We start from the raw sequence: 24,225 nt of genomic DNA, 5'->3' as shown, positions 1-24,225 counted from the left end.
AAGGAACAAATAAGTGAATGCCCAAAACAATGAGCCCCACCCGGAGTTCCGGGTGGGGCTCATCGATCAAGCGGCTATGCGCAGGGCACTAGCGAAGGGCGAGAGCTCAGCTCTGGCCGCCCGCCAGCTTCTCGCGCAGGGCAGCCAGGGCCTCGTCCGAAGCGAGAGCGCCGGAGCCCTCGTCGCTGCTGGAGGAGTACGAGCCACCGGCGGCGGCGGCGACAGCGTCGCCACCCTCGGCAGCGGCCTCGGCGTCGGCCTCGCGGCTCTTGATGACCTGGGCCTGGTGCTGCTCGAAGCGGGACTGCGCCTCGGCGTACTGGCGCTCCCACTCCTCACGCTGCTTCTCGAAGCCGGGCAGCCAGTCGTTCGCCTCGGGGTCGAAGCCCTCCGGGTAGATGTAGTTGCCCTGGTCGTCGTACGAAGCGGCCATGCCGTACAGGGTGGGGTCGAACTCGACCTCGGCCGGGTTGGCACCGAGGGCCTCGTTGGCCTGCTTCAGCGAGAGGCTGATGCGACGACGCTCGAGGTCGATGTCGATGACCTTGACGAAGATCTCGTCGCCGACCTGGACGACCTGCTCCGGGATCTCGACGTGGCGCTCGGCCAGCTCGGAGATGTGGACCAGACCCTCGATGCCCTCGTCCACGCGGACGAACGCACCGAACGGAACCAGCTTGGTGACCTTACCCGGAACGACCTGGCCGATCTGGTGGGTACGGGCGAACTGCTGCCACGGGTCCTCCTGGGTCGCCTTCAGCGACAGGGAGACGCGCTCGCGGTCCATGTCAACGTCGAGAACCTCGACGGTGACCTCCTGGCCGACCTCGACAACCTCGGACGGGTGGTCGATGTGCTTCCAGGACAGCTCGGAGACGTGAACCAGACCGTCGACGCCGCCGAGGTCCACGAACGCACCGAAGTTGACGATCGAGGAGACGACGCCGGAGCGCACCTGACCCTTCTGCAGGGTGGTGAGGAAGGTCTGGCGGACCTCGCTCTGGGTCTGCTCCAGCCAGGCACGGCGGGACAGGACCACGTTGTTGCGGTTCTTGTCCAGCTCGATGATCTTGGCCTCGAGCTCCTTGCCCACGTAGGGCTGGAGGTCGCGGACGCGGCGCATCTCGACGAGCGAGGCCGGCAGGAAGCCACGGAGGCCGATGTCGAGGATGAGACCACCCTTGACGACCTCGATGACGGTACCGGTGACGATGCCGTCCTCTTCCTTGATCTTCTCGATCGTGCCCCAGGCGCGCTCGTACTGAGCACGCTTCTTGGACAGGATGAGACGACCCTCCTTGTCCTCCTTCTGGAGAACCAGGGCCTCGATGTTGTCCCCGACGGAGACGACCTCGTGCGGGTCGACGTCGTGCTTGATCGAGAGCTCACGGGACGGGATGACGCCCTCGGTCTTGTAACCGATGTCGAGGAGCACCTCGTCACGGTCGACCTTCACGATGACGCCCTCGACGATGTCGCCATCGTTGAAGTACTTGATGGTCTCGTCGATCGCGGCGAGGAACGCTTCCGCGTCGCCGATGTCGTTGACCGCGACCTGCGGGGTGGTGCTGAGGGAGGAGTCGGTGGGGCTCGTCATTAGGAAAAGGGCTCCGGTACGGACATGAAGTCGTAGGTAATGCCACGCGGAGGGCCCGTATCGCTCCCACCGAAAGCCGGACAGCCAAGAACACGGCGCACCGAAACATCCCGCACAGCGAGAAATCGATGTCCGTCTTGCGACCGTGGGGTCTTCGACAGATGCGAGCGCGACCTGCTCCGTCCGAGGCGCGCAGGCCCGCAGCGCAACTTGTAGCATACGGGGACGGCCAGGCACGGTCAACGCCAAGGGCGCCAAGACGGTGGAGGCCGGTATGGATCAGGCCATATCCTCCGATTGCGCACCTATGGTGGCGGCCGCAGGAAGCCCTTCCCCGGATGCCACCGCCTGGATCCGGGCCCTGACGGGCCGGCTCGCGGCAGCGGCGCTTCCGCAGACCACACCCTACGCGATGGGCTCTATCACCGTGGCCACCACCCCCCTGTCCGACCCGCATGATCTTGACGACGACGGCGACGACGCGCTAAGGCGCGAGGCCGAGGCCGACGAGAGCAGCCGGGCCAGCCGGCACTGGTGGGACCGCAACGCGGACGAATACCAGGACGAGCACGGCGAGTTCCTCGGCGACGACCGCTTCACCTGGTGCCCGGAGGGCCTGGACGAGGCTGACGCCCGACTGCTCGGGGAGGTCGCGGACCGCCGCGTCCTGGAGATCGGCGCCGGCGCCGCCCAGTGCTCCCGCTGGCTGGCCGCCCGGGGCGCCCGGCCGGTCGCGCTGGACATCTCGCACCGCCAGCTCCAGCACTCCCGCCGGATCGACCTCGCCCGCGGCGGCACGCCCGTGCCGGTGGTCCAGGCCGACGCGGCGGTGCTGCCGTTCGCCGACGGCGCCTTCGACCTGGCCTGCTCGGCGTACGGGGCGGTGCCGTTCAGCGCCGACACCGGCGCGCTGATGCGCGAGGTGCGCCGGGTGCTGCGGCCCGGCGGGCGCTGGGTGTTCTCGGTGACCCACCCGATCCGCTGGGCGTTCCCGGACGAGCCCGGCGTCGAGGGGCTGACCGCCACCGCCTCGTACTTCGACCGCACCCCCTACGTCGAGCAGGACGAGCGGGGCCGGGCCACCTACGTCGAGCACCACCGCACGATCGGGGACCGGGTGCGCGAGCTGGTCGGCGCCGGGTTCCGGCTGCTGGACGTGGTGGAGCCGGAGTGGCCGGCCGGGCTCGACCAGGAGTGGGGCGGCTGGTCGCCGCTGCGCGGGCGGCTGATCCCGGGCACGGCGATCTTCGTCTCCGAACGGGACTGAGCGGACCGGCCGCGTCGGCGGACCGGCGCCCGGCGCGGCCGGGCCGGGGAGTCGGGGCCGCCGTGGCCGGGCCGGGGAGTCGGGGCCGCCGTGGCCGGGCCGGGCCGGGGAGTCCGGGAGTCGGGGAGACTGTCCGGGTGAACCCCGCCTGGCGCGATCTGCCCGTCCGTACCGCCCTGCCGGCCCTGCACCGCGCGCTCGACCGGCGCGGGGTGGCCGCGCTGGCCGCCCCGCCCGGCACCGGCAAGACCACCCTGGTGCCGCTGGCCCTCGCCGGGCTGCTCACCGAGGAGGGCGACCGCCCGGTCCGCCGGGTGCTGGTCGCCGAGCCGCGCCGGCTCGCGGTGCGGGCGGCGGCCCGGCGGATGGCCTGGCTGCTCGGCTCGACGGTGGGGGCCGAGGTCGGCCACACCGTGCGCGGCGAGCGCCGGGTCGGGCCGGACACCGTGGTCGAGGTGGTGACCACCGGCGTCCTGCTCCAGCGCCTCCAGCGCGACCAGGAACTGCCCGGGGTGGACGTGGTGGTGCTGGACGAGTGCCACGAACGGCACCTGGACGCCGACACCGCGCTCGCCTTCCTGCTGGACGTCCGGGCGGCGCTGCGGCCGGAGCTGCGGATCGTCTGCGCCTCGGCGACCTCGGACACCGCCGCCTGGGCCGAACTGCTCGGCGGCGCCGAGGGCCCGGCGCCCGTCGTCGAGGCGCACGGCGTCTCGCACCCGGTCGACGTGGTGTGGGCGCCGCCGCCCCGGGCCGTCCGGCCCGCGCACGGCACCCGGGTCGACCCGGCGCTGCTGGAGCACGTCGCGGCCACCGTCCGGCGGGCGCTCGCCGAGTGCCGGGGCGACGTGCTCTGCTTCCTGCCCGGCGTCGGCGAGATCACCCGGGTCGCCGGGCTGCTCGCGGACGCCCCGGCGCAGGTGCTCCAGTTGCACGGCCGGGCCCCGCAGTCGGTGCAGGACGCGGCGCTCGCGGCGGGCGAGGGCCGCCGGGTGGTGCTGTCCACCGCCGTCGCCGAGTCCTCGCTGACCGTGCCGGGGGTGCGCGTCGTGGTCGACGCCGGCCTGGCGCGCGAGCCGCGCACCGACCACGCGCGCGGCCTGGCCGGCCTGGTGACCGTCCGGGCGTCGCTGGCCGCCGCCCGGCAGCGCGCCGGGCGGGCCGGGCGCGAGGCGCCGGGCACCGTCTACCGCTGCTGGGCGGAGGCCGAGGACGCCCTCGCCGCGCGCTGGCCGACGCCCGAGATCGCGCTCGCCGACCTGACGCCGTTCGCCCTCCAGGCCTCCTGCTGGGGCGACCCGGACGCGACCGGGCTCGCGCTGCCCGACCGGCCCCCGGCCGGGGCGATGGCCGCCGCCCGGCAGACCCTGCGGGCGCTCGGCGCGGTGGACGCCGACGGCCGGCCCACCGCGCGCGGCGTCCGGCTGGCCCGGACGGGGCTCCACCCCCGGCTCGCCCGCGCCCTGGTGGACGGCGCACCGGCGGTCGGCGCGCGGCGGGCCGCCGAGGTGGTGGCCCTGCTGTCGGAGGAGCCGCCGCGCGCCCTCGGGGACGACCTGGGCGCCGTGCTGCGGACCGTCCGGGACGGCCGCGACCCGTACCAGGGCCGCTGGCGCGAGGAGGTGCGGCGACTGCTGCGCGGGGTGGACGGGAGCCCGGCGACCCCGCTGCCGGACGCGACGGCGGTTGGTCTGGTGGTGGCGCTGGCCTTCCCCGAGCGGATCGCCCGGGCCCGGGTGGAGAAGCCCGAACCGGGAGCCCGCAGCCCCTACCTGATGGCCTCGGGCACCGCCGCCGAGCTGGCGCCGGGCACCGCGCTGGGCTCGGTGCCCTGGCTGGCCGTCGCGGCGGCGGACCGGCCGGCCGGCTCGCCGTCCGCGCGGGTGCTGCACGCGGCCGCACTGGACGAGGAGACGGCCCGGCTGGCGGGGGCCCCGCTGCTGACCACCCGGGAGGAGGTGCGCTGGGACGTCCGGCGCCGCGAGGTGACCGCCCGGCGGGTGGAGTCGCTGGGCGCCGTCGAGCTGGCCGCGGCGACGCTGGACCGGCCCCGGCCGGCGCTGCTGCGGGCCGCGCTGCTGGAGGGGCTGGCTCGGGAGGGCGTCGGTGAGCTGCTGAGCTGGCCGGCCGGGGCGGCCGGCCTGCGCGAGCGGCTGGCCTTCCTGCACGCGGCGCTCGGCGAGCCCTGGCCGGCGGTCTCGGACGAGGCCCTGCTGGCCCGGGCGGACGACTGGCTGGAGCCCGAACTCTCGCGCGCCCGGCGGCGCTCCGACCTCGCCCGGATCGACACCGCGGGCGCCCTGCAGCGGCTGCTGCCCTGGGCGGGCGGCGCGGCCGGGCGGCTCGACGAACTGGCGCCGGAGCGGATCACGGTGCCGTCCGGCTCCCGGATCCGGGTCGACTACAGCGGCGAACGGCCGGTGCTGGCGGTCAAGTTGCAGGAGCTGTTCGGCTGGGCCGCCGCGCCCGCGCTGGCCGGCGGGCGGGTGCCGCTCACCGTCCACCTGCTCTCCCCCGCCGGGCGCCCGGCGGCCGTGACCGGCGACCTCGCCTCGTTCTGGCGCGAGGGCTACCGGGCCGTCCGGGCCGAGCTGCGGGGGCGCTACCCGCGCCACCCGTGGCCGGAGGACCCGAGCACCGCCGAGCCGACCCGGCGCCTGAACGCCCGGCGCTGACCGGCCGGGTGGCCGCCCGCGGGGTCGCGCCCCACGGGCGGCCGCCCGGCCGGAACCGTCGGAACGTCAGAACTGCTCGACGAAGTACGGCTCGACGGTCATCCAGCCGTTGCCGCGGGCCCCGTTGAGCCGGCCCGAACTGGTCCGGGCGAGGGTGTACCAGGACTCCACGTAGTCCGGGTCGTCGACCCACCAGGAGGTCGGCAGGGCCGCCAGGACGGCGTTGACCAGCGGGATGTAGGCGCCCTGGTCGGCGATGGTGAGCAGGACGGCGGCCACCGCCTGGGCCAGCGCCAGGTAGTTGGTGTCGCCGTCGTCCTCCATCAGGACGACGTCGGCCAGGTTGTACTTGTAGTTCGACCAGTTCACCAGGATCTGGTTCGGGTGGTACACCGTGCCGTCGTACTGGAGGTACGGCATGGCGACCGAGTCGACCCTGACCTTGCCGTCCTGGCCGAAGCCGGTCACCAGGCCGAACATCTCGGCGGCGCCCTTGAACCAGGGCTCCTCGTCGTCGGCGACCTCGATGCCGCTGATCTTGGTGGCCCACCAGCCGCCGGCCGCCTGCGCCGCGCCCGGTCCCTGCGCCGTCTCCGGGCCGTTCGCCGCGGCGGCACCGCCCGCGGCGTCGAGACCGCGTGCGCCGAACTCCCGCTGGAGGACGGCCATACCGGCGGCCAGCGTCCTGGCGGTGTCGATGTCCACCAGGTAGACCGGCTGCCCGGGCACCGCCGTGGCGTCGAGCGCGTGGACCCGGCCGGCGGTGTCGTAGGCGCGGACGGTGCGGGCGTGGTCGTCGGCGACGGCGGTGGCCACCAGCGGCGCGGCGCCCGCGTCCAGCGCGGGCCGCATCGACGGGTCGGCCAACTGGACGCGCAGCAGCGGGCCGAGGTCGCCGAGGCCCTTGGCGGCGGCGATCCGGCGGTCCGCCTGCGCGGTGGTGGCGGCGAGCCGGCCGGCGGGGCCCTGGGCGGCCGCGGCCAGCGGGCCGAGGTCGGCGGCGCCGGAGGCCGCGTCGGCGGTCGCGGACCGCAGCCGGTCGCGCAGCGCGGCGTCGGTGAGGGCGCCGGCCAGCGCGCGGGCGACCTCGTCCTCGATCGCGGACACCTGGGTGGCGGTGGCCCGGGCGGCGGGCGCCTGGGCGGGAGCGGTGGGGTGCGGTGCCGGGGCGGCCAGCGCCTGGCCGGCGCCGAGCGCCAGCAGCGGCAGGGCCGCGAGCGCCACGACGGCGCGCCGCAGAGGGAGCACGGACATGAGGGATCTCCAGACTCGTCGGGTGAGGCGTCGGAGCGGGTGGAGCGGCACGGCGCGCGGATCATGGACGTCGGTGCCATGACAAGTGAAGAGCTCTCCTGACGCCGGATCAACCCCCGGTACGAAGCAATCGCCCGCCGGGCGGCCCGGCCGGCCGCCGGACGGCGAGAAGGCGGTGGGCGCGGCCCGATCCGGACCGCGCCCACCGCCTTCTCGCCGGCCGTCAGTGCGCGGCGGCCTCCCAGTTCGCGCCGACGCCCACCGAGACGTCGAGCGGGGCGCGCAGCGGGTAGGCGCCGGCCATCTGCGCGCGGACGATCGCCTCGACCTGCTCGCGCTCACCGGGCGCCAGCTCCAGCACGATTTCGTCGTGCACCTGGAGCAGCATCCGGGAGGTGAGGCCGGCGGCGGTCAGCGCCTCGTCCACCCGGAGCATGGCGATCTTGACGATGTCGGCGGCCGAGCCCTGGATCGGGGCGTTGAGGGCCATCCGCTCGGCCATCTCGCGGCGCTGGCGGTTGTCGCTGTTGAGGTCCGGCAGGTAGCGGCGGCGGCCGAGCAGGGTCTCGGTGTAGCCGGTGGCGCGGGCCTCGTCGACGACCCGGCGCAGGTAGTCGCGCACGCCGCCGAAGCGCTCGAAGTAGGTGTCCATCAGGCCCTGGGCCTCGGCGGGCTTGATGCCGAGCTGCTGGGAGAGCCCGTACGCGGAGAGCCCGTACGCCAGACCGTAGGACATCGCCTTGATCTTGCGGCGCATCTCGGCGTCCACCGCGTCGCCGGGGACGTCGAAGACCTGGGAGGCGACGGTGGTGTGCAGGTCCTCGCCGGTGGCGAAGGCCTCGATCAGGGCCTCGTCCTCGGAGAGGTGGGCCATGATGCGCAGTTCGATCTGGGAGTAGTCGGCCGTCAGCAGCGCTTCGTAGCCCGCGCCGACGACGAAGGCGCGGCGGATGGCGCGGCCCTCCTCGGTGCGGACCGGGATGTTCTGCAGGTTCGGGTCCTGCGAGGAGAGCCGGCCGGTGGCGGCGACCATCTGGTTGAAGGTGGTGTGGATCCGGCCGGCCGGCGAGACCGTCTTGAGCAGGCCCTCGACGGTGGTGCGCAGCTTGGCCTGGTCGCGGTGGCGGAGCAGGATGACCGGCAGCTCGTTGTCGGTCTGGCCGGCCAGCCAGGTGAGCGCGTCGGCGTCGGTGGTGTAGCCGGTCTTGATCTTCTTGGTCTTGGGCAGGGCCAGCTCGCCGAAGAGGATCTCCTGGAGCTGCTTGGGCGAGCCGAGGTTGAACTCGTGGCCGGCGGCGGCGTGCGCCTCCTCCACCACGCGCTGGATCTCGGTGGCGAACTGGGCCTCCAGGCCGGTGAGCCAGGGGCGGTCGGCGGCGATGCCGGTGCGCTCCATCCGGGCCAGCAGGGCGGCGATCGGCAGCTCCATGTCGCGCAGCAGCTCGGTGGCGCCGACCTCGGCGAGGCGGGTGTCGAAGAGGGCGGCGAGGTCGAGCACGGCGCGGGCCTGGAGCATCAGCGCCTGGGCGCGGGCGGCCACCGCGTCGACCTCGTCCGGCTCCTCGGGGGCGTCGAAGGCGAGCTGGCCGCTCTCGGCGACCGCGGCCGGGGCGAGCGAACGGGCCAGGTACTCCTCGGCGAGCACCTCCAGGGTGAAGGTGCGGCGGCCGGGCTTCTCCAGGTACGCGGCGAGGGCGGTGTCGGCGACGACGCCCGCGATCGTCCAGCCGCGCTCGGCGAAGGCGCGCATCACCTGCTTGGCGATGTGCAGGGCCTTGGGGGCGGCCGGGTCGGCCAGCCAGTCGGCGAAGGCGCGTTCGTCCTCCTCGGCGAGCAGCGCCGGGTCGAACCAGGCGGCGGTCTCGCCGGCGGCCAGCGCGATCTCGGTGACCTCGCCGGTGCCGAGCGCCCACCGGTAGACGGCGGCCAGCGCGACCGGGGCCTTGCCGTCGGAGTGCCCGCGCAGCCACCCGGCCAGCGTGCCCGGGTCGGTGAGCAGTTCGCCGTCCACCTCGACGCCGGGGGCGAGTTCGACGGCGGCCTCGGGCTCGGCGGCGGCCGGGTCGATGCCGAAGACCCGGTCGCGGAAGTTGGCGTTGCGGAACTCCAGCGACTCCATCAGACCGGCGACCGCCTCGCGGTCGAACGCGGCGCGCTCCAGGTCGGCGACGGCGAGCGGGAGTTCGACGTCGCGGACCAGCTCGGTGAGGACGCGGTTGCGCTTGACCGAGTCCAGGTGGTCGCGCAGCTTCTCGCCGATCTTGCCCTTCACCTCGTCGGCGCGGGAGACGAGTTCGTCGAAGGAGCCGAACTGGTTGACCCACTTGGCGGCCGTCTTCTCGCCGACGCCCGGGATGCCGGGCAGGTTGTCGGACGGGTCGCCGCGCAGCGCCGCGAGGTCGGGGTACTGGCGGGGGGTGACGCCGTACTTCTCGGCGACCTTCTCCGGGGTGTAGCGGGTGAGTTCGGAGACGCCCTTGGTCGGGTAGAGGACGGTGATGTGGTCGGTGACCAGCTGGAGCGAGTCCCGGTCGCCGGTGACGATGTCGACGTCGAAGCCGGCCGCCTCGGCGGCGGTGGCCAGGGTGGCGATGATGTCGTCGGCCTCGAAGCCCTCGACCGTCATCCGCGGCACCCGCATGGCGTCCAGCAGTTCGCCGATCAGGCCGATCTGGCTGCGGAACTCGTCCGGCGTCTTGGCCCGGTTGGCCTTGTAGTCGGGGAACTCGACGGAGCGGAACGTCTGCCGGGAGAGGTCGAAGGCCACCGCGAGGTGGGTGGGCCGCTCGTCCCGGACGGTGTTGGCGAGCATCGAGGCGAAGCCGTACACCGCGTTGGTGGGCTGGCCGGTGGAGGTGTTGAAGTTCTCCACGGGCAGCGCGTAGAACGCCCGGTAGGCCATCGAGTGCCCGTCGAGCAGCATCAGCCGGGGCCGCGCCCCGCCGCCACCCGCCGCGCCCTTGTCCGTACTCTGCGTAGCCACGTCAACGTCCGTTCCTGCCGATTCCACTACCGGCCACCGATCCTATGGCCCGGCACCGACAAAAAGGGCGCCGCGCGGTCCGTGCGCCGGGCCCGCGGGGTGCGGCGCCCAGGGGGGCGTGCCCGGGCGGGCGCGCACTCGCGCGGGCGCGCCCGTGCGCGAGGAGCCGGGTCCGGCCGGGAGGGGGAACGGGTCCCGGCCGACGGGGAACGGTCCGGGCGCGCCCGCCACGCCAACTCCCCCACGCGATCACTACCGCCGAGTAGGACGGTCGTACGATCACAGGCAGCACGACGACGTGACCCCCGAGCGGCAGGAGCTCCCCCATGACCGAAGCGGCCCCCGGCGCGACCACCCCCGAACCGGCCCCCGCCCTGAACATCCCGCAGGAGGTGCTGGACCACTTCGCGAAGCTCGGCGTCGACCCGGCCACCTTCTCCGGCGGCCGCCTCGGCGACAAGCTCGGGATCCGGGTCGTCGAGGCCTCCGGCGACCGGGTGGTCGGCACGATGCCCGTCGAGGGGAACCAGCAGCCGTACGGGCTGCTGCACGGCGGCGCCTCGGCGGCGCTGGCCGAGACCCTCGGCTCGGTCGGCGCGATGCTGCACGCCGGCCCCGGCCGGTACGCGGTGGGCGTGGACCTGAACGCCACCCACCACCGCTCGGCCACCTCCGGCCTGATCACCGGGGTCGCCACCGCCGTGTTCAAGGGACGCACCGCCGCCACCTACGAGATCGCGATCACCGACGACACCGGCAAGCGGATCACCAGCTGCCGCCTGACCTGCATGCTCCGCGACCTCTGACGCCCCGTCGGCCCGGCCGACCCGTCAATGGCCCGCCGGTCGGGCCGACCGATCATCAATTCCCTTGTCCGCCCCCTTGTTTGACCTTCGACTGCCCTGGGCAGGCGTTGGTCCAGACAAGGGGGCGGACGCGTTTGCGCGCACTGCGAGGGATGTAACACTGCGTAACAAGTAGGAAATCCGAACTTTTGACCGCTTCCGGGCCCGCATCGACCCGGGGGTGTTTCGCCATTCCCGGGAATGTCCGATATTCGGACGCACACGCCCGACACCAGCACGGCGGACAGTCGTGTCCGATTATCGGTGAGGCCAGGAGTCACCCGCAATTCTGGCCCTTACATGCACCTACCAGCGAGTAGACGCCTGTCAGTACAGGATCGATCGGGCCAGAACGACCACATAGTGAGACGGTCGCTCCGTGTGCTCATAACAAGAGAATCACAGCCTCGCCACAGCACTGCCCGAGCCGCCCAGAGGCATCTAGAGTCACGGCCAGTCACCGCGCCACCGGATTGGGCCAGGCCCATTGCGCATCCCGGCTCCCGCCACTCAGGCGCGGCGCCCTCCTGAACCGAAGGGGACCCCTGTGCGTCACCGTTCAGCAGTTGTCGTGAGCATTGCCGTGATCGGCGCCCTCAGCATCAGCGCCTGCGGATCCCGCGGCGAGAAGAAGTCCGGGGACGGCAACGCCGGGGCCACCACCACCGTCACCATCGGCGTGGACGCGCCGCTCACCGGCGACCTCTCCGCCCTCGGCCTCGGCATCCGCAACTCCGTCGAGCTCGCGGTCAAGCAGGCCAACGAGAAGAACGAGGTCCCCGGCGTCAAGTTCGAGATCAAGGCCCTCGACGACACCGCCAAGCCCGCCCCGGGCCAGCAGAACGCCACCCAGCTGGTCGCCGACAAGAACGTCATCGGCGTCGTCGGCCCGCTGAACTCCAGCGTCGCCCAGTCGATGCAGCAGATCTTCAACGACGCCAACCTCGTCCAGATCTCCCCCGCCAACACCGGCGTCGCGCTCAGCCAGGGCGAGAAGTGGGCCAGCGGCGACAAGGCCCGCCCCTTCAAGTCCTACTTCCGCACCGCCACCACCGACGCCGTCCAGGGCCCCTTCGCCGCCCAGTTCCTGGCCAAGGACGCCAAGAAGACCAAGGTCTTCCTCATCGACGACCAGAAGACCTACGGCGCCGGCCTCGCCGCCACCTTCAAGGGCGAGTTCGTCAAGCAGGGCGGCACCATCGTCGGCGAGGAGCACGTCAACCCCGACGACCGCGACTTCGCCGCCGTCGTCACCAAGGTCAAGAGCTCCGGCGCCGAAGCCGTCTACTACGGCGGCGAGTACCCCGCCGCCGGTCCGCTCTCCCTCCAGCTCAAGGACGCCGGCCTCACCATCCCCCTGATGGGCGGCGACGGCATCCAGAGCGGCGACTTCATCAAGCTCAACCCCAAGAGCGCGGGCGACTACGCCACCGCCGTCGGCCTGCCCGTCGAGGCGCTCCCCACCGCCGCCAAGTTCATCGCCGACTACAAGGCCGCCGGCTACAAGGACGCCTACGAGACCTACGGCGGCTACTCCTACGACAGCGGCTGGGCGATCATCGAGGCCGTCAAGAACGTCGTCAAGGACAACGGCGGCAAGCTCCCCAGCAACCCCCGCGCCAAGGTCGTCGAGGCCGTCCAGAAGGTCTCCTTCGACGGCGTGACCGGCAAGGTCTCCTTCGACGAGTTCGGCGACACCACCAACAAGCAGCTCACCGTCTACACCGTCAAGGACGGCAAGTGGGCCGTGGAGAAGTCCGGCACCTTCAGCGGCTGACCTGACCAACCGTCAGGAACGGCCCGCAACACCGGAGTCATCCCGCGCGGGGGCGCCACCAGTGCCCCCGCGCGTGCCCACATCCCCCACCCACGCGGACTTCACGCAACGCACAACGGAGGCCCAGCGGTGCACGACCTACCGCAGCAGCTGGCCAACGGCCTGATCCTCGGCGCCCTCTACGGGCTCGTCGCGATCGGCTACACGATGGTCTACGGCATCGTCCAGCTCATCAACTTCGCCCACGGCGAGATCGTCATGGTCGGCGGCTTCGGCGCCCTGACCGCCTACCTCGCCCTCCCCGGCGGCACCACGCTCTGGCTGGCCCTACCGCTGATGCTGATAGCCGGCATCCTGGTCTCCACGCTCACCGCCGTCGCCGCCGAGCGCTTCGCCTACCGGCCGCTGCGCACCGCGCCCCGACTGGCCCCCCTGATCACCGCGATCGGCCTGTCGATCGTCCTGCAGCAGCTCGTCTTCTCGTTCTACCCCGACGCGAAGAAGGCCCGGGTCTTCCCGAAGATCCCCGGCGACCCGTTCGAGCTCGGCTCCGTCACCGTCCAGCGCAGCGACATCTTCCTGATCATCGCCGCCCCGCTCTGCATGCTCGCCCTCGGCTGGTTCGTCACCCGCACCCGCTCCGGCCGCGCCATGCAGGCCACCAGCCAGGACCCCGACACCGCCAAGCTCATGGGCATCGACACCGACCGGATCATCGTCATGGCCTTCGCCATCGGTGCCGCGTTCGCCGCCGTCGCCGCCGTCGCCTACGGCCTGCGCAGCGGCCAGGTCGACTTCCGGATGGGCTTCCTGCTCGGCCTCAAGGCCTTCACCGCGGCCGTCCTCGGCGGCATCGGCAACATCTACGGCGCCATGCTCGGCGGCGTCGCCCTCGGCCTCGCCGAAGCCCTCGCCACCGGCTACATCCAGCACCTGCCCGGCATGCACCTCTTCGGAGGCGGCGCCTGGAAGGACGTCTGGGCCTTCGTACTCCTCATCCTCGTCCTGCTCGTCCGACCCCAGGGCCTGCTCGGCGAACGCGTCGCGGACAGGGCGTGAGCACCATGACCACCACCTCGACCACCGAGACCACCCCGGTCATCCCGCTGCCGGCCCGCGCCGCCGCCCTCCTCACCGGCCTCGGCGCCCTCGCCACCGCCGGCTCCGCCCTGATGTCCTGGACGTACACCGACGAGTTCCCCGGCGACCTCACCTACTACGGCTCCCCCGCCGGCCTCCAGTGGCTCGCCCTCACCGCGGGCCTGCTCACCCTCGCCCTGCTGCTCGCCACCCACGGCGTCCGCGGACTGCGCTGGGCCGCCCCCACCCGCAGCCACAACGCCGTCCTGCTCGCCGCCGCCGGCGCCTTCGCCGTCAGCTGGTTCTCCGTCATCGCCATCGCGGTCGACCTCGGCGGCCTCGCCAACCTCGACCCCGGCGGCTGGGTCGCCGCCCTCGGCTCGCTGCTCGCCGTCGTCGGCGCCCTCGGCCTGCCGCTCGACCGGCGCACCCACGTCCCGGTGCGGATCCTCGACCGGCGGCTGTTCCTGCTCCTCCCCGCCGCCCCGGTCGTCTGGTTCGCCACCCACGCCGTCCCCGAGGACAAGCCCGTCGCCCCGGTGCTGACCGCCCTCGCCGGCGCCCTGGTGATCGCCGCCGCCGCCGTCCTGCTCCTGCAGATCGGCCACCTCGCCAACAGCGCGCTCCGCCTCGGCACCGTCGAGCGGCCACTGCCCGCCGCCCGCGAACTGCCCTCCTGGGCCGAGGTCCTGCTCATCGTGCTGGCCTTCGCCATCGGCCTGTTCGCGATCACCTTCGGCATCGACACCGAGTACGGCGAACTCTTCACCGCCTACCTGCTGCTCGCCGCCGCCGTCGTCCCCGCCCTGGCCAAGGGCGGCCTGCTGGCCCGGCTGCGCGCGCTGACCGTCAAGTACCGCCCGGTCACCACCGGCGCCGCCTTCGCCGCCGCCGCCAGCTTCCCGTTCACCCAGACCAGCGACCAGTACACCTCGGTCGCCGCCAACATCCTGATCTTCGCCACCGTCGCCCTCGGCCTCAACATCGTCGTCGGCCTGGCCGGCCTGCTCGACCTCGGCTACGTCGCCTTCCTCGGCGTCGGCGCCTACGCCGCCGCCCTGGTCTCCGGCTCCCCCGCCTCGCCGATCCACGTCCAGTTCCCCTTCTGGGCCGCGATGCTGACCGGCGCCGTGGTGTCGATGATCTTCGGTGTGCTGATCGGCGCCCCCACCCTGCGGCTGCGCGGCGACTACCTCGCCATCGTCACCCTCGGCTTCGGCGAGATCTTCCGCATCACCATGCTCAACCTCAACGGCACCACCGGCCCCAAGATCACCAACGGCTCGAACGGCATCCCGCGGATCCCCGACCTCCAGATCCTCGGCTTCGACCTCGGCAAGCCGCACACCGTCCTCGGCGTCGAACTCGGCCGGTTCTCCAACTACTACCTGCTGATGCTCCTGGTCACCGCCCTCGTCGTGCTGGTCTTCGCCCGGGTCGGCGACTCCCGCATCGGCCGCGCCTGGGTCGCCATCCGCGAGGACGAGACCGCCGCCGAGGCCATGGGCATCAACGGCTTCCGGCTCAAGCTCCTCGCCTTCGCCCTCGGCGCCTGCCTCGCCGGCCTCGCCGGCACCGTCCAGGCCCACGTCAGCTACACCGTCACCCCCGACCAGTACACCTTCGCCGAGGCCCTGCCGCCCAACTCCGCCTTCCTGCTCGCCGCCGTCATCCTCGGCGGCATGGGCACCATCAGCGGCCCGCTGGCCGGCGCCACCCTCCTCTTCCTCATCCCGAAGAAGCTGGAGTTCCTCTCCAACTACCAGCTGCTCGCCTTCGGCATCGCCCTCATCGTGCTGATGCGCGTCCGCCCCGAAGGGCTCATCCCCAACCGGCGCAACCAGCTGGAATTCCACGAGGCCGCGATCCCCGCGCAGCTCTCCGGCGACACCGTCGCCCTCACCAAGGCAGGGGCGTGACCAGCCAGATGACCACCACCGACGCCCCCGCCGCCGTCTCCGGGCCCGGCCCCGCCAAGCCCCTGCTCGAAGTCTCCGGCGTCACCATGCGGTTCGGCGGCCTCACCGCCGTCAACAACGTCTCCCTCACCGTCGGCGAAGGCGAGATCATCGGCCTGATCGGCCCCAACGGCGCCGGCAAGACCACCTTCTTCAACTGCCTCACCGGCCTCTACGTCCCCACCGAGGGACGCGTCGCCTACCGCGGCACCGTCCTGCCGCCCAAGCCCCACCTCGTCACCCAGGCCGGCATCGCCCGCACCTTCCAGAACATCCGGCTCTTCGCCAACATGACCGTCCTGGAGAACGTCCTCGTCGGCCGGCACAGCCGCACCAAGGAAGGCATCTTCTCCGCCATCCTCCGCGGCCCCGGCTACCACCGCGCCGAAGCCGAGAGCCGCGCCCGCGCCATGGAACTGCTGGCGTTCACCGGACTCGCCGACAAGGCCGACCACCTCGCCCGCAACCTCCCCTACGGCGAACAGCGCAAGCTGGAGATCGCCCGGGCCCTCGCCTCCGACCCCGGCCTGCTGCTCCTCGACGAGCCCACCGCCGGCATGAACCCGCAGGAGACCCGGGCCGCCGAGGAACTCGTCTTCGCCATCCGTGACAAGGGCATCTCCATCCTCGTCATCGAGCACGACATGCGGTTCATCTTCAACCTGTGCGACCGCACCGCCGTCCTGGTCCAGGGCCAGAAGATCGTCGAAGGCGACCGCGAGACCGTCCAGGGCGACGAACGCGTCATCACCGCCTACCTCGGCGCACCGCTCGAAGGCACCGCCCCCGCAGCAACGGAGACCGACCAGTGACCGCACTCCTCGAGGTCAAGGACCTCCGCGTCGCCTACGGCAAGATCGAAGCCGTCAAGGGCATCAGCTTCACCGTCAACCAGGGCGAGGTCACCACCCTGATCGGCACCAACGGCGCCGGCAAGACCACCACCCTGCGCACCCTGTCCGGTCTGCTCAAGCCCACCGGCGGCACGGTCACCTTCGACGGCCAGGCCCTCACCACCGTCCCCGCCCACAAGATCGTCGCCCTCGGGCTCGCCCACTCCCCCGAGGGCCGGCACATCTTCCCGCGGATGACCATCGAGGAGAACCTGCTGCTCGGCGCGTTCCTGCGCACCGACACGGCCGGCATCGCGGCGGACGTCGAGCGGGCCTACGGCCTCTTCCCGATCCTCGGCGAGCGGCGCAAGCAGGCCGCCGGCACCCTGTCCGGCGGCGAGCAGCAGATGCTCGCCATGGGCCGGGCACTGATGTCCCAGCCGAAGCTGCTGATGCTGGACGAGCCCTCGATGGGGCTCTCCCCGCTGATGATGCAGAAGATCATGGCGACCATCGTGGAGCTGAAGGCCAGCGGCACGACCATCCTGCTGGTCGAGCAGAACGCCCAGGCGGCGCTCTCGCTGTCCGACCAGGGCTACGTGATGGAGACCGGCCGCATCGTGCTCAAGGGCACCGGCGCCGACCTCCTGCACGACGAGTCCGTGCGGAAGGCCTACCTCGGCGAGGACTGACCTCCCGCCCGGGCGGCACGTGGAAGGGCCCGGCAGCGTGCGCTGCCGGGCCCTTCCACGTGCCTGTCGGCCCACGGGCCGCTACTGCTCGCCCTTGGCCTCGTCGGCCTTCTTCTTGTCCTGGGCCTCGCCCTCTTCGATCACGGCCTCCGCGACCGCGGCCATCGTCATCCGACGGTCCATCGAGGTCTTCTGGATCCACCGGAACGCGGCCGGCTCGTTCAGCCCGAACTTGGTCTGCAGGACGCTCTTCGCCCGGTCCACCAGCTTCCGGGTCTCCAGCCGCTGGGTGAGGTCCTGGATCTCCTCCTCCAGCGTCCGCATCTCGGTGTACCGGGAGACGGCCATCTCGATCGCGGGGACCAGGTCGCTCTTGCTGAACGGCTTCACGATGTACGCCATCGCGCCCGCGTCCCGCGCCCGGTCCACCAGCTCGCGCTGCGAGAACGCGGTCAGCATCAGCACGGGCGCCAGGTGCGCCTCGTGGATCTGCTCGGCGGCGGAGAGCCCGTCCAGGACGGGCATCTTCACGTCCAGGATCGCCAGGTCGGGCCGCAGCTCCTCGACCAGCTTCAGCGCCGTCGCCCCGTCCCCGGCCTCGCCGACGACCGTGTACCCCTCCTCTTCGAGCATCTCCTTCAGGTCGAGGCGGATCAACGCCTCGTCCTCGGCGATCACAATTCGGGTGATCTGGGGCATGTCGGTCTCAAGCGGCTCTGCCTGCTCGTCGGCGGTGCTCACGGGGCTCCTCGTTCCGGCGGGGTACTGCATCAATGAGGGTACCTACACCCACCCGCGGACGCGCACGCGGTATGCTGTCGCAGTCGCACCCGGCCGGGTTGGCGGAATAGGCTTACGCGGATGTCTCAAACACATCTGTCCGAAAGGACATGCGGGTTCGAATCCCGCACCCGGCACTTCACGCGGTATTCCCGCTGAATGAGGAATTCACCGGATCCGGTGGATGGTCGCGGAATCTCCCCGATGTCACCCGGGCAGCACACACGCTGAGCGACATGACTCCGCCCTCAGTGCGCGAACAAGCCGTCCGTCTCCTTCGCCAAGGCGTCCGCAACACCGACGTAGCACGGAGGCTCGGCGTCCCACCCGGCACCGTCTCCTGGTGGAAGCACGAAGATCGTGCCAAGCACGGCACGCTTCCCGGGCGCAAGCGGTCGACCTGCGTCCACTGCCACGGAGACGAGATGAACCGCTCCGCCTACGCTTACCTGCTCGGCCTCTATCTGGGTGACGGTCACATCAGCCGGCCCGAGCAGCACCGCACGGCGAGCCTGTCCATCTCCTGCGACGACAACTGGCCGGGAATCATGGATTCCGCCGAGAAGGCCATGCGCGAGGTGATGCCGCACAACAAACCGTGCCGCGTCCGCCGAACCGGCTCCCACGACGTGAAGCTGTACTCCCAGCACCTGACCTGCTACTTCCCCCAGCACGGCGCCGGTAAGAAGCACGAGCGCCTCATCGCCCTGCGGCTCTGGCAACAGGAGATCGTCGAAGCCCACCCGTGGGAGTTCCTGCGCGGCCTGATCCACTCCGACGGCTGCCGCATCACCAACTGGGCGACCCGCACCGTCAACGGTGTCGTCCGCCGCCACGAATACCCGCGCTACTTCTTCACCAACACCTCGACCGACATCGTCGCCCTCCTCACCTCGACCCTCGACGCCGTCGGCGTGCGGTGGAAGACCTCCGTCCCCCGCCCCACCGGCCAGGTCAACGTCTCCATCGCCCGCAAGGCCTCCGTCGCCCTCATGGACGCCCACATCGGCCCCAAGTACTGATGGCGGCGCGCTCCTCCCGGGAGCGCGCCGCCATCAGCGAAGCCCGGTCAGCTGTCAAGTGTTCCCACGTGGTGGACGCGGACGAGGTTGGTGGAGCCGGCGAGGCCGGGTGGGGAGCCGGCGGTGATGACGACGATGTCGCCCTTGCGGCAGCGGCCGAGGGAGAGCAGCGCGGCGTCGACCTGTTCGACCATCTCGTCCGTGGTGGCGGCGAAGGGGCCGAGGAAGGTCTCCACGCCCCAGGTGAGGGCGAGTTGGCTGCGGACGGCCGGTTCGTAGGTGAAGGCGAGCACCGGGATCGGCGAGCGGGAGCGGGAGAGCCGGCGGGCGGTGTCGCCGGACTGGGTGAAGGCGATCAGGTACTTGGCGCCCAGGAAGTCGCCGATCTCGGTGGCCGCGCGGGCGACGGCGCCGCCCTGGGTGCGCGGCTTGGTGCCGGCGGTGAGCGGCGGGAGGCCGTCGGCGAGGACGTCCTGTTCGGCGGCCTCGATGATGCGGCCCATGGTCCGGACCGTCTCGACGGGGTACTTGCCGACGGAGGTCTCGCCGGAGAGCATCACCGCGTCGCTGCCGTCGAGGACGGCGTTGGCGACGTCGGAGGCCTCGGCCCGGGTGGGGCGGGAGGCGTTGATCATCGAGTCCAGCATCTGGGTGGCGACGATGACCGGCTTGGCGTTGCGCTTGGCCAGCTTGACGGCGCGCTTCTGGACCATCGGGACCTGTTCGAGGGGCATCTCCACGCCCAGGTCGCCGCGGGCCACCATGATGCCGTCGAAGGCGTCCACGATGGATTCCAGGTTCTCGACCGCCTGCGGCTTCTCGATCTTGGCGATGACCGGGACGAAGCGCCCCTCCTCCGCCATCACGCGGTGGACGTCCTCGATGTCGCGGCCGCTGCGGACGAAGGAGAGCGCGATCAGGTCGGCGCCGGTCCGCAGGGCCCAGCGCAGGTCGGCGATGTCCTTCTCGCTCAGCGCGGGTACGGAGACGGCGACGCCGGGGAGGTTGAGGCCCTTGTGGTCGGAGACCAGGCCGCCCTCGACGACGGTGCAGCGGACCAGCGGGCCGGCCACCTCGACGACCTCCAGGGTGACCCGGCCGTCGTCGACGAGGATCCGCTCGCCGCTGGTGACGTCGGCGGCGAGGCCCGGGTAGGTGGTGCCGCAGATGTTCTGGTCTCCGACGACGCCCTTGTCGGTGGAGATCGTGAACTCGTCGCCGCGTTCGAGAAGTACCGGACCTTCGGCGAAGGTCTCCAGTCGGATCTTCGGGCCTTGAAGGTCGGCGAGCACGCCGACGCTGCGGCCGGTCTCGTCGGCGGCCTTGCGGACCCGGCGGTAGCGCTCCTCGTGCTCGGCGTGCGAGCCGTGGCTCAGGTTGAAGCGGGCGATGTCCATCCCGGCGTCGACCAGCGTCTTGATCTGGTCGTACGAGTCGGTGGCTGGCCCGAGAGTACAGACGATTTTTGCTCGGCGCATACCCCTGAGCGTAGGCATTACCGGCGCGTAACATCGACGCGCGTCCGACCGGCGGGATGACCTTTGCAGGAAGGTGAGTTGAACAATCTGACACCCGCTCGGACTGGTGTGCGCGCGGCACCCCGCGGGCGTCCGCCGATGCGATTCCGTGAAGGGGTGTTCACCCCCGGTTCACCACGCCTTCGGCCGCCGCTCGCGGCCCGGCGGGACGCTCGTCACCCGGGTGGGAGCCCGGACACGGGTCCGACGAGGGGGAATCGCCCGGTATGAAGCGTGCGTTCGGGGTGATCGCGGCACTGGTGCTGCTCGGCGGGGTGGCGTTCGCGCTGCTCAAACCCACCGGCAAGGACGATCCGGGCTCGAAGGTCGTCACGGTGACCGGCGTGATCGGCTCCGAGAAGCGGGACTTCTTCAAGGATCCGGACGTCGTGGCCGCGCTGGCGGAGCAGGGCCTCAAGGTCGACGTGCAGACCACCGGTTCGTGGCTGATGAGCGAGAGCGACCTCGGCCGGCTCGACTTCGCGTTCCCGGCCAGCCTGTCGCCGGCCGAGGCGATCCGCCGGCAGCTGCAGCTCAAGGACGGGCCGGTCCGCCCGTTCTACTCGCCCCTGGTGGTGCTGGCCCACCAGTCCACGGCCAAGGTGCTGGCGCAGAACGGGCTGGCCTCCCAGGACCAGAACTCCCGGGTGTGGACGTTCAGGATGGACGAGTACGTCAACGTGGTGAAGGCCGGCCGCCGGTGGGAGGAACTCACCGGGGCGAAGGACCAGGCGGACCTCAGCGGTGCGGTCTTCATGACCACCACGGACCCCGCCGAGTCCTCCTCCGGGGCGCTGTACCTCGCGCTCGTCTCCTACCTGCTCAACAACCACCAGGTGGTGTCGAGCGACGCCGAGGTGCAGCAGGTGAAGGCCGTGCTGTCCGCGCTGACCAGCAAGCAGGGCATCCAGAAGAGCAGCAGCGACGAGCCGTTCCGGGACTTCCTCTCGAACGTGGGCAATCCGCTGGTGCTCGCCTACGAGTCGCAGGCGGCGCAGCTGGCGGTGGAGGGCAAGGGCACCGGCGACATGGTGGTGCTGTACCCGGACACCACCATCTCCTCCGACCACACCATCGTCGGGCGCACGGCGGCCGGGCAGAAGCTGGCCGCGCTGCTGAACGACGACCAGAAGCTCCGCACGCTGGAGGCCAGGTACGGGTTCCGGCCGCAGTCGGATCCGGCCGCCTTCGGTCTGCGGACCGCCGGGCGGGAGAACCCGGCCTTCGCGGCGGACCTGACGGCGGCGCGGGTGAAGCAGGCGCCGGTGCCGTCCTCGGAGGCGCTGGCCAAGCTGGTCGACGCGGCGAAGGGGAAGTGACCGGCCGATGGCGGGCGGGACGGTGGCGGGGCGAACGGGACCGCCCGAAGCGGTACACGACGGCACGACGGACGGGGCGACGATGAGGACGACCAGGGCGGGGGCCGCGGCGGGGCGCGGCGGGCGGGTGCTGGTGGCGGGGCTCGCCCTGCTGGTGGCGGCGACGGCGTGCACGTCCTCGCCGGCGCCGGCTCCGCAGCAGAGCGACGCGCCGGCGCCGACCGCGCGCGCGGGGGTGCTGCGGGTGCTGGCCGGCAGCGAACTGCAGGACATGGCGCCGGTGCTGGAGGAGGCGCAGAAGGCGACCGGGGTGACCGTCCAGTTCGCCTGGACCGGGTCGCTGGACGGTGCGGACGCCGTGGCCTCGGGCCGGGCGGACGGCAAGTACGACGCGGTCTGGTTCCCCTCGAACCACTATCTGCGGCTGGACGACGCGGGGAAGTCGAAGCTGCTGTCGGAGACGCCGGTGATGGTGTCGCCGGTGGCGGTGGGTGTGCGGTCGTCCGCGCTCAACGAGCTTGGCTGGGGCGACGGTTCCAAGGTGAGCTGGGGGCAGCTGGCGGACGCGGCGTCGACCGGCAGGCTGGCGTACGGGATGGCCGACCCGTCGCGGTCCAACTCGGGCTTCTCGGCGCTGGTGGCGGTGGCGGCGGCGTTCTCGGGGGCGGATTCGGCGCTCACCGAGGCGGACGTGCGGAAGGCGACGCCGTCGTTGAAGCAGTTCTTCACGGGGCAGAAGCTGACGTCGGGTTCGTCCGGCTGGCTGGCGCAGGCGTACGCGCGGGCGGAGCAGGGCCGGGTCGGGGCGCTGGTCAACTACGAGTCGGTCCTGCTGTCGATGAACAAGACGCTGGCGGCGGACCAGCAGTTGACGGTGATCCGGCCGACCGACGGCGTGGTTTCGGCGAACTATCCGCTGACGCTGCTCAGTTCGTCGGCCGAGCGGGAGCGGGACTCGTTCCGGCGGCTGACCGACTACCTGCTGAAGGACGAGGTGCAGAAGCGCGTCTCGGAGCTGACGCTGCGTCACCCGGTGTCGGCGGGGGTGGCGGCGGCGCCGTCGCTGCCGGCCGACCGGCGGCACGAGTTGCCGTTCCCGGGCAGCAAGGCGGTCGCGGACGGCCTGTTGGCCTCATACCAGGACGAGCTGCGCCGGCCGTCGCGGACGGTGTACGTGCTGGACACCTCAGGGTCGATGGCGGGGGCGCGGCTGGCGGCGCTGAAGTCCGCGCTGGGGCGGCTGACCGGGGCGGAGGACACCCGGGGGGTGCGGCGGTTCCGCAACCGCGAGGAGGTGACACTGCTGTCGTTCGCCTCCAAGGTGAAGTCGACGAAGACGCACACGGTGCCGGCGGCCGGTGCGCAGCAGGAGTTGGCGTCGATCAACGCGGATGTGCAGGCGCTGTCGGCGGACGGCGGGACGGCGGTGTACAGCTCGCTGCAGGAGGCGTACCGGTTCCTGGACCGGCAGCAGGCGGCGGCGCAGGACGACCGGTTCACGTCGATCGTGGTGATGACGGACGGTGAGAGCAACGAGGGCGCGTCGGACAAGGACTTCCGGAACTTCTACAACGGGTTGTCGGCGGCGCAGAAGGCGGTGCCGGTGTTCCCGATCCTGTTCGGGGACGCGGCGAAGAACCAGTTGCAGGGGATCGCGGAGCTGACCGGGGGCAAGCTGTTCGACGGGACGGCGTCGCTGGACGGGGCGTTCGAGGAGATCCGTGGGTACCAGTAGCCGCGGGGGTCCGGGCGGGCGGCGGGTGGTGGGGTATCTGGAGTCCACCCGCAATCTGGTCGGCTGCGGGGGCGGGGCGGTCGGGCTGGGGCTGCATTTCGCGGGGCTCGGCGGTGCGTGGTGGCCGGGGATCGTGGCGGCGTTGTACGCCGTGGGTGTGCTGCTGGCGCCGGGGCCGCGCCCGGTGACCCCGGGGCGGGGACGGGTGCCGGACGTGCGGGTGCCGAACGTGCCGCTGCCGGACGTGCCGGTGCCCGCGCCGCCGGTGCGCTGGGTGGAGCTGGACGCGCTGGCGGGCTATCTGGGGACGGTGGCCCTGCCGTCGTCGGTGAAGCTGGACGACCTGGTGGAGCGGTTGCGGGTGGTCGGTCCGGGGCCGGCGGCGGAGCGGATCGTGCTGCGGCGGCTGCCGGTGGCGGTGGACGGCTATCTGCGGGCGCGGACCTGGGAGCGCTGGACGCCGGACGGGGAGGATCCGGGGGTGGCGCTCGCCCGGGAGGTGGAGCGGATGGCGGCGGTGCTGGCGGGTTGAGCGGGGGGCGGGCCCGCGCCGGGTGTCGGCGCGGGCCGGTCACGTATCCAGGGCGCCGGCGAGTTCCGCCCGGCGGCGTACGCCGAGTTTGCGGAAGCTGTTGGTCAGGTGGGTCTCCACGGTCCGGACGGCCAGGTGCAGCATGGCGGCGATCTCGGCGTTGGAGTGTCCGGCCGTGGCCAGGCGGCAGATCCGCAGTTCGCTGTCGGTGAGGGCCTCGGCGCCGGCGTGCTCACCGCGGCCGCGCCGGGCGCCGCTGGCGCGGAGCGCCTCGACGGCGACGGCCCGCAGTCGTATCGCGCCGAGCCGTTCGGCGCGGCCGGCGGCCTCGCGCAGGGCGCGGCGGGCGGCGCCGCGCC

Annotated in this window: 18 protein-coding genes, 1 tRNA gene and 1 pseudogene; 14 read left to right on the top strand and 6 right to left on the bottom strand. The window is 72.1% G+C overall.

Going from position 1 to position 24,225, the window contains the following annotated elements; genetic code table 11:
• Nucleotides 1-106 precede the first annotated feature (106 nt).
• Nucleotides 107-1,597 (bottom strand): 30S ribosomal protein S1, encoded by a 1,491-nt coding sequence (gene rpsA / locus ABT263_RS11960; RefSeq protein ID WP_329487183.1) that lies wholly within the window; start codon nt 1,595-1,597, stop codon nt 107-109.
• Nucleotides 1,598-2,009: 412 nt separating this feature from the next.
• Between rpsA and ABT263_RS11955 the strand changes: the two genes are divergently transcribed.
• Entirely contained in the window at nt 2,010-2,864 is an 855-nt protein-coding gene (locus ABT263_RS11955) for a class I SAM-dependent methyltransferase (RefSeq protein ID WP_352290255.1), read from the top strand.
• 137 nt (nt 2,865-3,001) lie between these two features.
• Nucleotides 3,002-5,539 carry an ATP-dependent helicase HrpB gene (gene hrpB, locus ABT263_RS11950; RefSeq protein WP_352290253.1) on the top strand — a complete coding sequence of 846 codons (2,538 nt, stop codon included), beginning with the start codon at nt 3,002-3,004 and terminating at the stop codon, nt 5,537-5,539.
• 66 nt (nt 5,540-5,605) lie between these two features.
• Here the strand turns inward: hrpB and ABT263_RS11945 are convergent, their stop codons facing one another.
• Nucleotides 5,606-6,793, bottom strand: coding sequence for a DUF3103 family protein (locus ABT263_RS11945; RefSeq protein WP_352290251.1), 1,188 nt, complete (start codon nt 6,791-6,793; stop codon nt 5,606-5,608).
• 223 nt (nt 6,794-7,016) lie between these two features.
• Entirely contained in the window at nt 7,017-9,716 is a 2,700-nt protein-coding gene (gene polA / locus ABT263_RS11940) for a DNA polymerase I (RefSeq protein ID WP_352290392.1), read from the bottom strand.
• A 386-nt stretch (nt 9,717-10,102) separates the two neighbouring features.
• Between polA and ABT263_RS11935 the strand changes: the two genes are divergently transcribed.
• The 6 genes from ABT263_RS11935 (at nt 10,103) to ABT263_RS11910 (ending at nt 16,961) form a co-directional block, all read left to right on the top strand.
• Nucleotides 10,103-10,582: a PaaI family thioesterase gene (locus ABT263_RS11935; RefSeq protein WP_329487187.1), complete on the top strand. Its 480-nt coding sequence runs from the start codon at nt 10,103-10,105 to the stop codon at nt 10,580-10,582.
• A 586-nt stretch (nt 10,583-11,168) separates the two neighbouring features.
• Nucleotides 11,169-12,398: a branched-chain amino acid ABC transporter substrate-binding protein gene (locus ABT263_RS11930; RefSeq protein WP_352290249.1), complete on the top strand. Its 1,230-nt coding sequence runs from the start codon at nt 11,169-11,171 to the stop codon at nt 12,396-12,398.
• A gap of 129 nt (nt 12,399-12,527) precedes the next feature.
• Nucleotides 12,528-13,457, top strand: a complete 930-nt coding sequence (locus ABT263_RS11925; protein ID WP_352290247.1) for a branched-chain amino acid ABC transporter permease — start codon at nt 12,528-12,530, stop codon at nt 13,455-13,457.
• A 5-nt stretch (nt 13,458-13,462) separates the two neighbouring features.
• Nucleotides 13,463-15,397 (top strand): branched-chain amino acid ABC transporter permease, encoded by a 1,935-nt coding sequence (locus tag ABT263_RS11920; protein WP_352290391.1) that lies wholly within the window; start codon nt 13,463-13,465, stop codon nt 15,395-15,397.
• A gap of 8 nt (nt 15,398-15,405) precedes the next feature.
• Nucleotides 15,406-16,248, top strand: a complete 843-nt coding sequence (locus tag ABT263_RS11915; protein ID WP_352290389.1) for an ABC transporter ATP-binding protein — start codon at nt 15,406-15,408, stop codon at nt 16,246-16,248.
• Entirely contained in the window at nt 16,245-16,961 is a 717-nt protein-coding gene (locus ABT263_RS11910) for an ABC transporter ATP-binding protein (RefSeq protein WP_329487190.1), read from the top strand. Before ABT263_RS11915 ends, ABT263_RS11910 begins: the two co-directional genes overlap by 4 nt.
• Nucleotides 16,962-17,042: 81 nt before the next feature.
• Here ABT263_RS11910 and ABT263_RS11905 read toward each other — a convergent pair whose 3' ends face one another.
• Nucleotides 17,043-17,732, bottom strand: a complete 690-nt coding sequence (locus ABT263_RS11905) for an ANTAR domain-containing response regulator (protein WP_380394343.1) — start codon at nt 17,730-17,732, stop codon at nt 17,043-17,045.
• 62 nt (nt 17,733-17,794) lie between these two features.
• Between ABT263_RS11905 and ABT263_RS11900 the strand changes: the two genes are divergently transcribed.
• From ABT263_RS11900 to ABT263_RS11890, 3 genes and pseudogenes are all read left to right on the top strand, one after another.
• Nucleotides 17,795-17,878, top strand: a tRNA-Leu gene (locus ABT263_RS11900).
• Nucleotides 17,852-18,124 (top strand): annotated as a pseudogene (locus ABT263_RS11895) (helix-turn-helix domain-containing protein); the annotation flags it as partial. The gene ABT263_RS11900 and the pseudogene ABT263_RS11895, both read left to right, overlap by 27 nt.
• Before the next feature lie 42 nt (nt 18,125-18,166).
• A complete protein-coding gene (locus tag ABT263_RS11890) occupies nt 18,167-18,763 on the top strand; it encodes a helix-turn-helix domain-containing protein (protein WP_352290412.1) in 597 nt (198 codons plus the stop codon).
• 47 nt (nt 18,764-18,810) lie between these two features.
• Here the strand turns inward: ABT263_RS11890 and pyk are convergent, their stop codons facing one another.
• On the bottom strand, nt 18,811-20,241 hold the full coding sequence (pyk, locus tag ABT263_RS11885) for a pyruvate kinase (RefSeq protein WP_352290245.1): 1,431 nt from the start codon (nt 20,239-20,241) through the stop codon (nt 18,811-18,813).
• A gap of 266 nt (nt 20,242-20,507) precedes the next feature.
• Between pyk and ABT263_RS11880 the strand changes: the two genes are divergently transcribed.
• From ABT263_RS11880 to ABT263_RS11870, 3 genes are all read left to right on the top strand, one after another.
• Nucleotides 20,508-21,599 (top strand): hypothetical protein, encoded by a 1,092-nt coding sequence (locus ABT263_RS11880; protein WP_352290243.1) that lies wholly within the window; start codon nt 20,508-20,510, stop codon nt 21,597-21,599.
• A gap of 82 nt (nt 21,600-21,681) precedes the next feature.
• The gene (locus tag ABT263_RS11875; RefSeq protein WP_352290241.1) at nt 21,682-23,334 is read left to right on the top strand and encodes a VWA domain-containing protein; all 1,653 of its coding nucleotides are present in this window, start codon (nt 21,682-21,684) and stop codon (nt 23,332-23,334) included.
• Nucleotides 23,321-23,866 (top strand): hypothetical protein, encoded by a 546-nt coding sequence (locus ABT263_RS11870; protein WP_352290239.1) that lies wholly within the window; start codon nt 23,321-23,323, stop codon nt 23,864-23,866. Before ABT263_RS11875 ends, ABT263_RS11870 begins: the two co-directional genes overlap by 14 nt.
• Before the next feature lie 39 nt (nt 23,867-23,905).
• On the opposite strand, the gene ABT263_RS11865 is transcribed toward ABT263_RS11870, so the two are convergent.
• Nucleotides 23,906-24,225 (bottom strand): helix-turn-helix domain-containing protein (locus tag ABT263_RS11865; protein ID WP_352290238.1); only part of this gene is annotated, 320 nt, incomplete at its 5' end.

It is taken from the genome of Kitasatospora sp. NPDC001603 (genome assembly GCF_040298365.1).
Lineage (GTDB): Bacteria > Actinomycetota > Actinomycetes > Streptomycetales > Streptomycetaceae > Kitasatospora.
The sequence above is the reverse complement of the archived record's forward strand: the minus strand, read 5'-3'. Positions and strand labels throughout refer to the sequence as shown.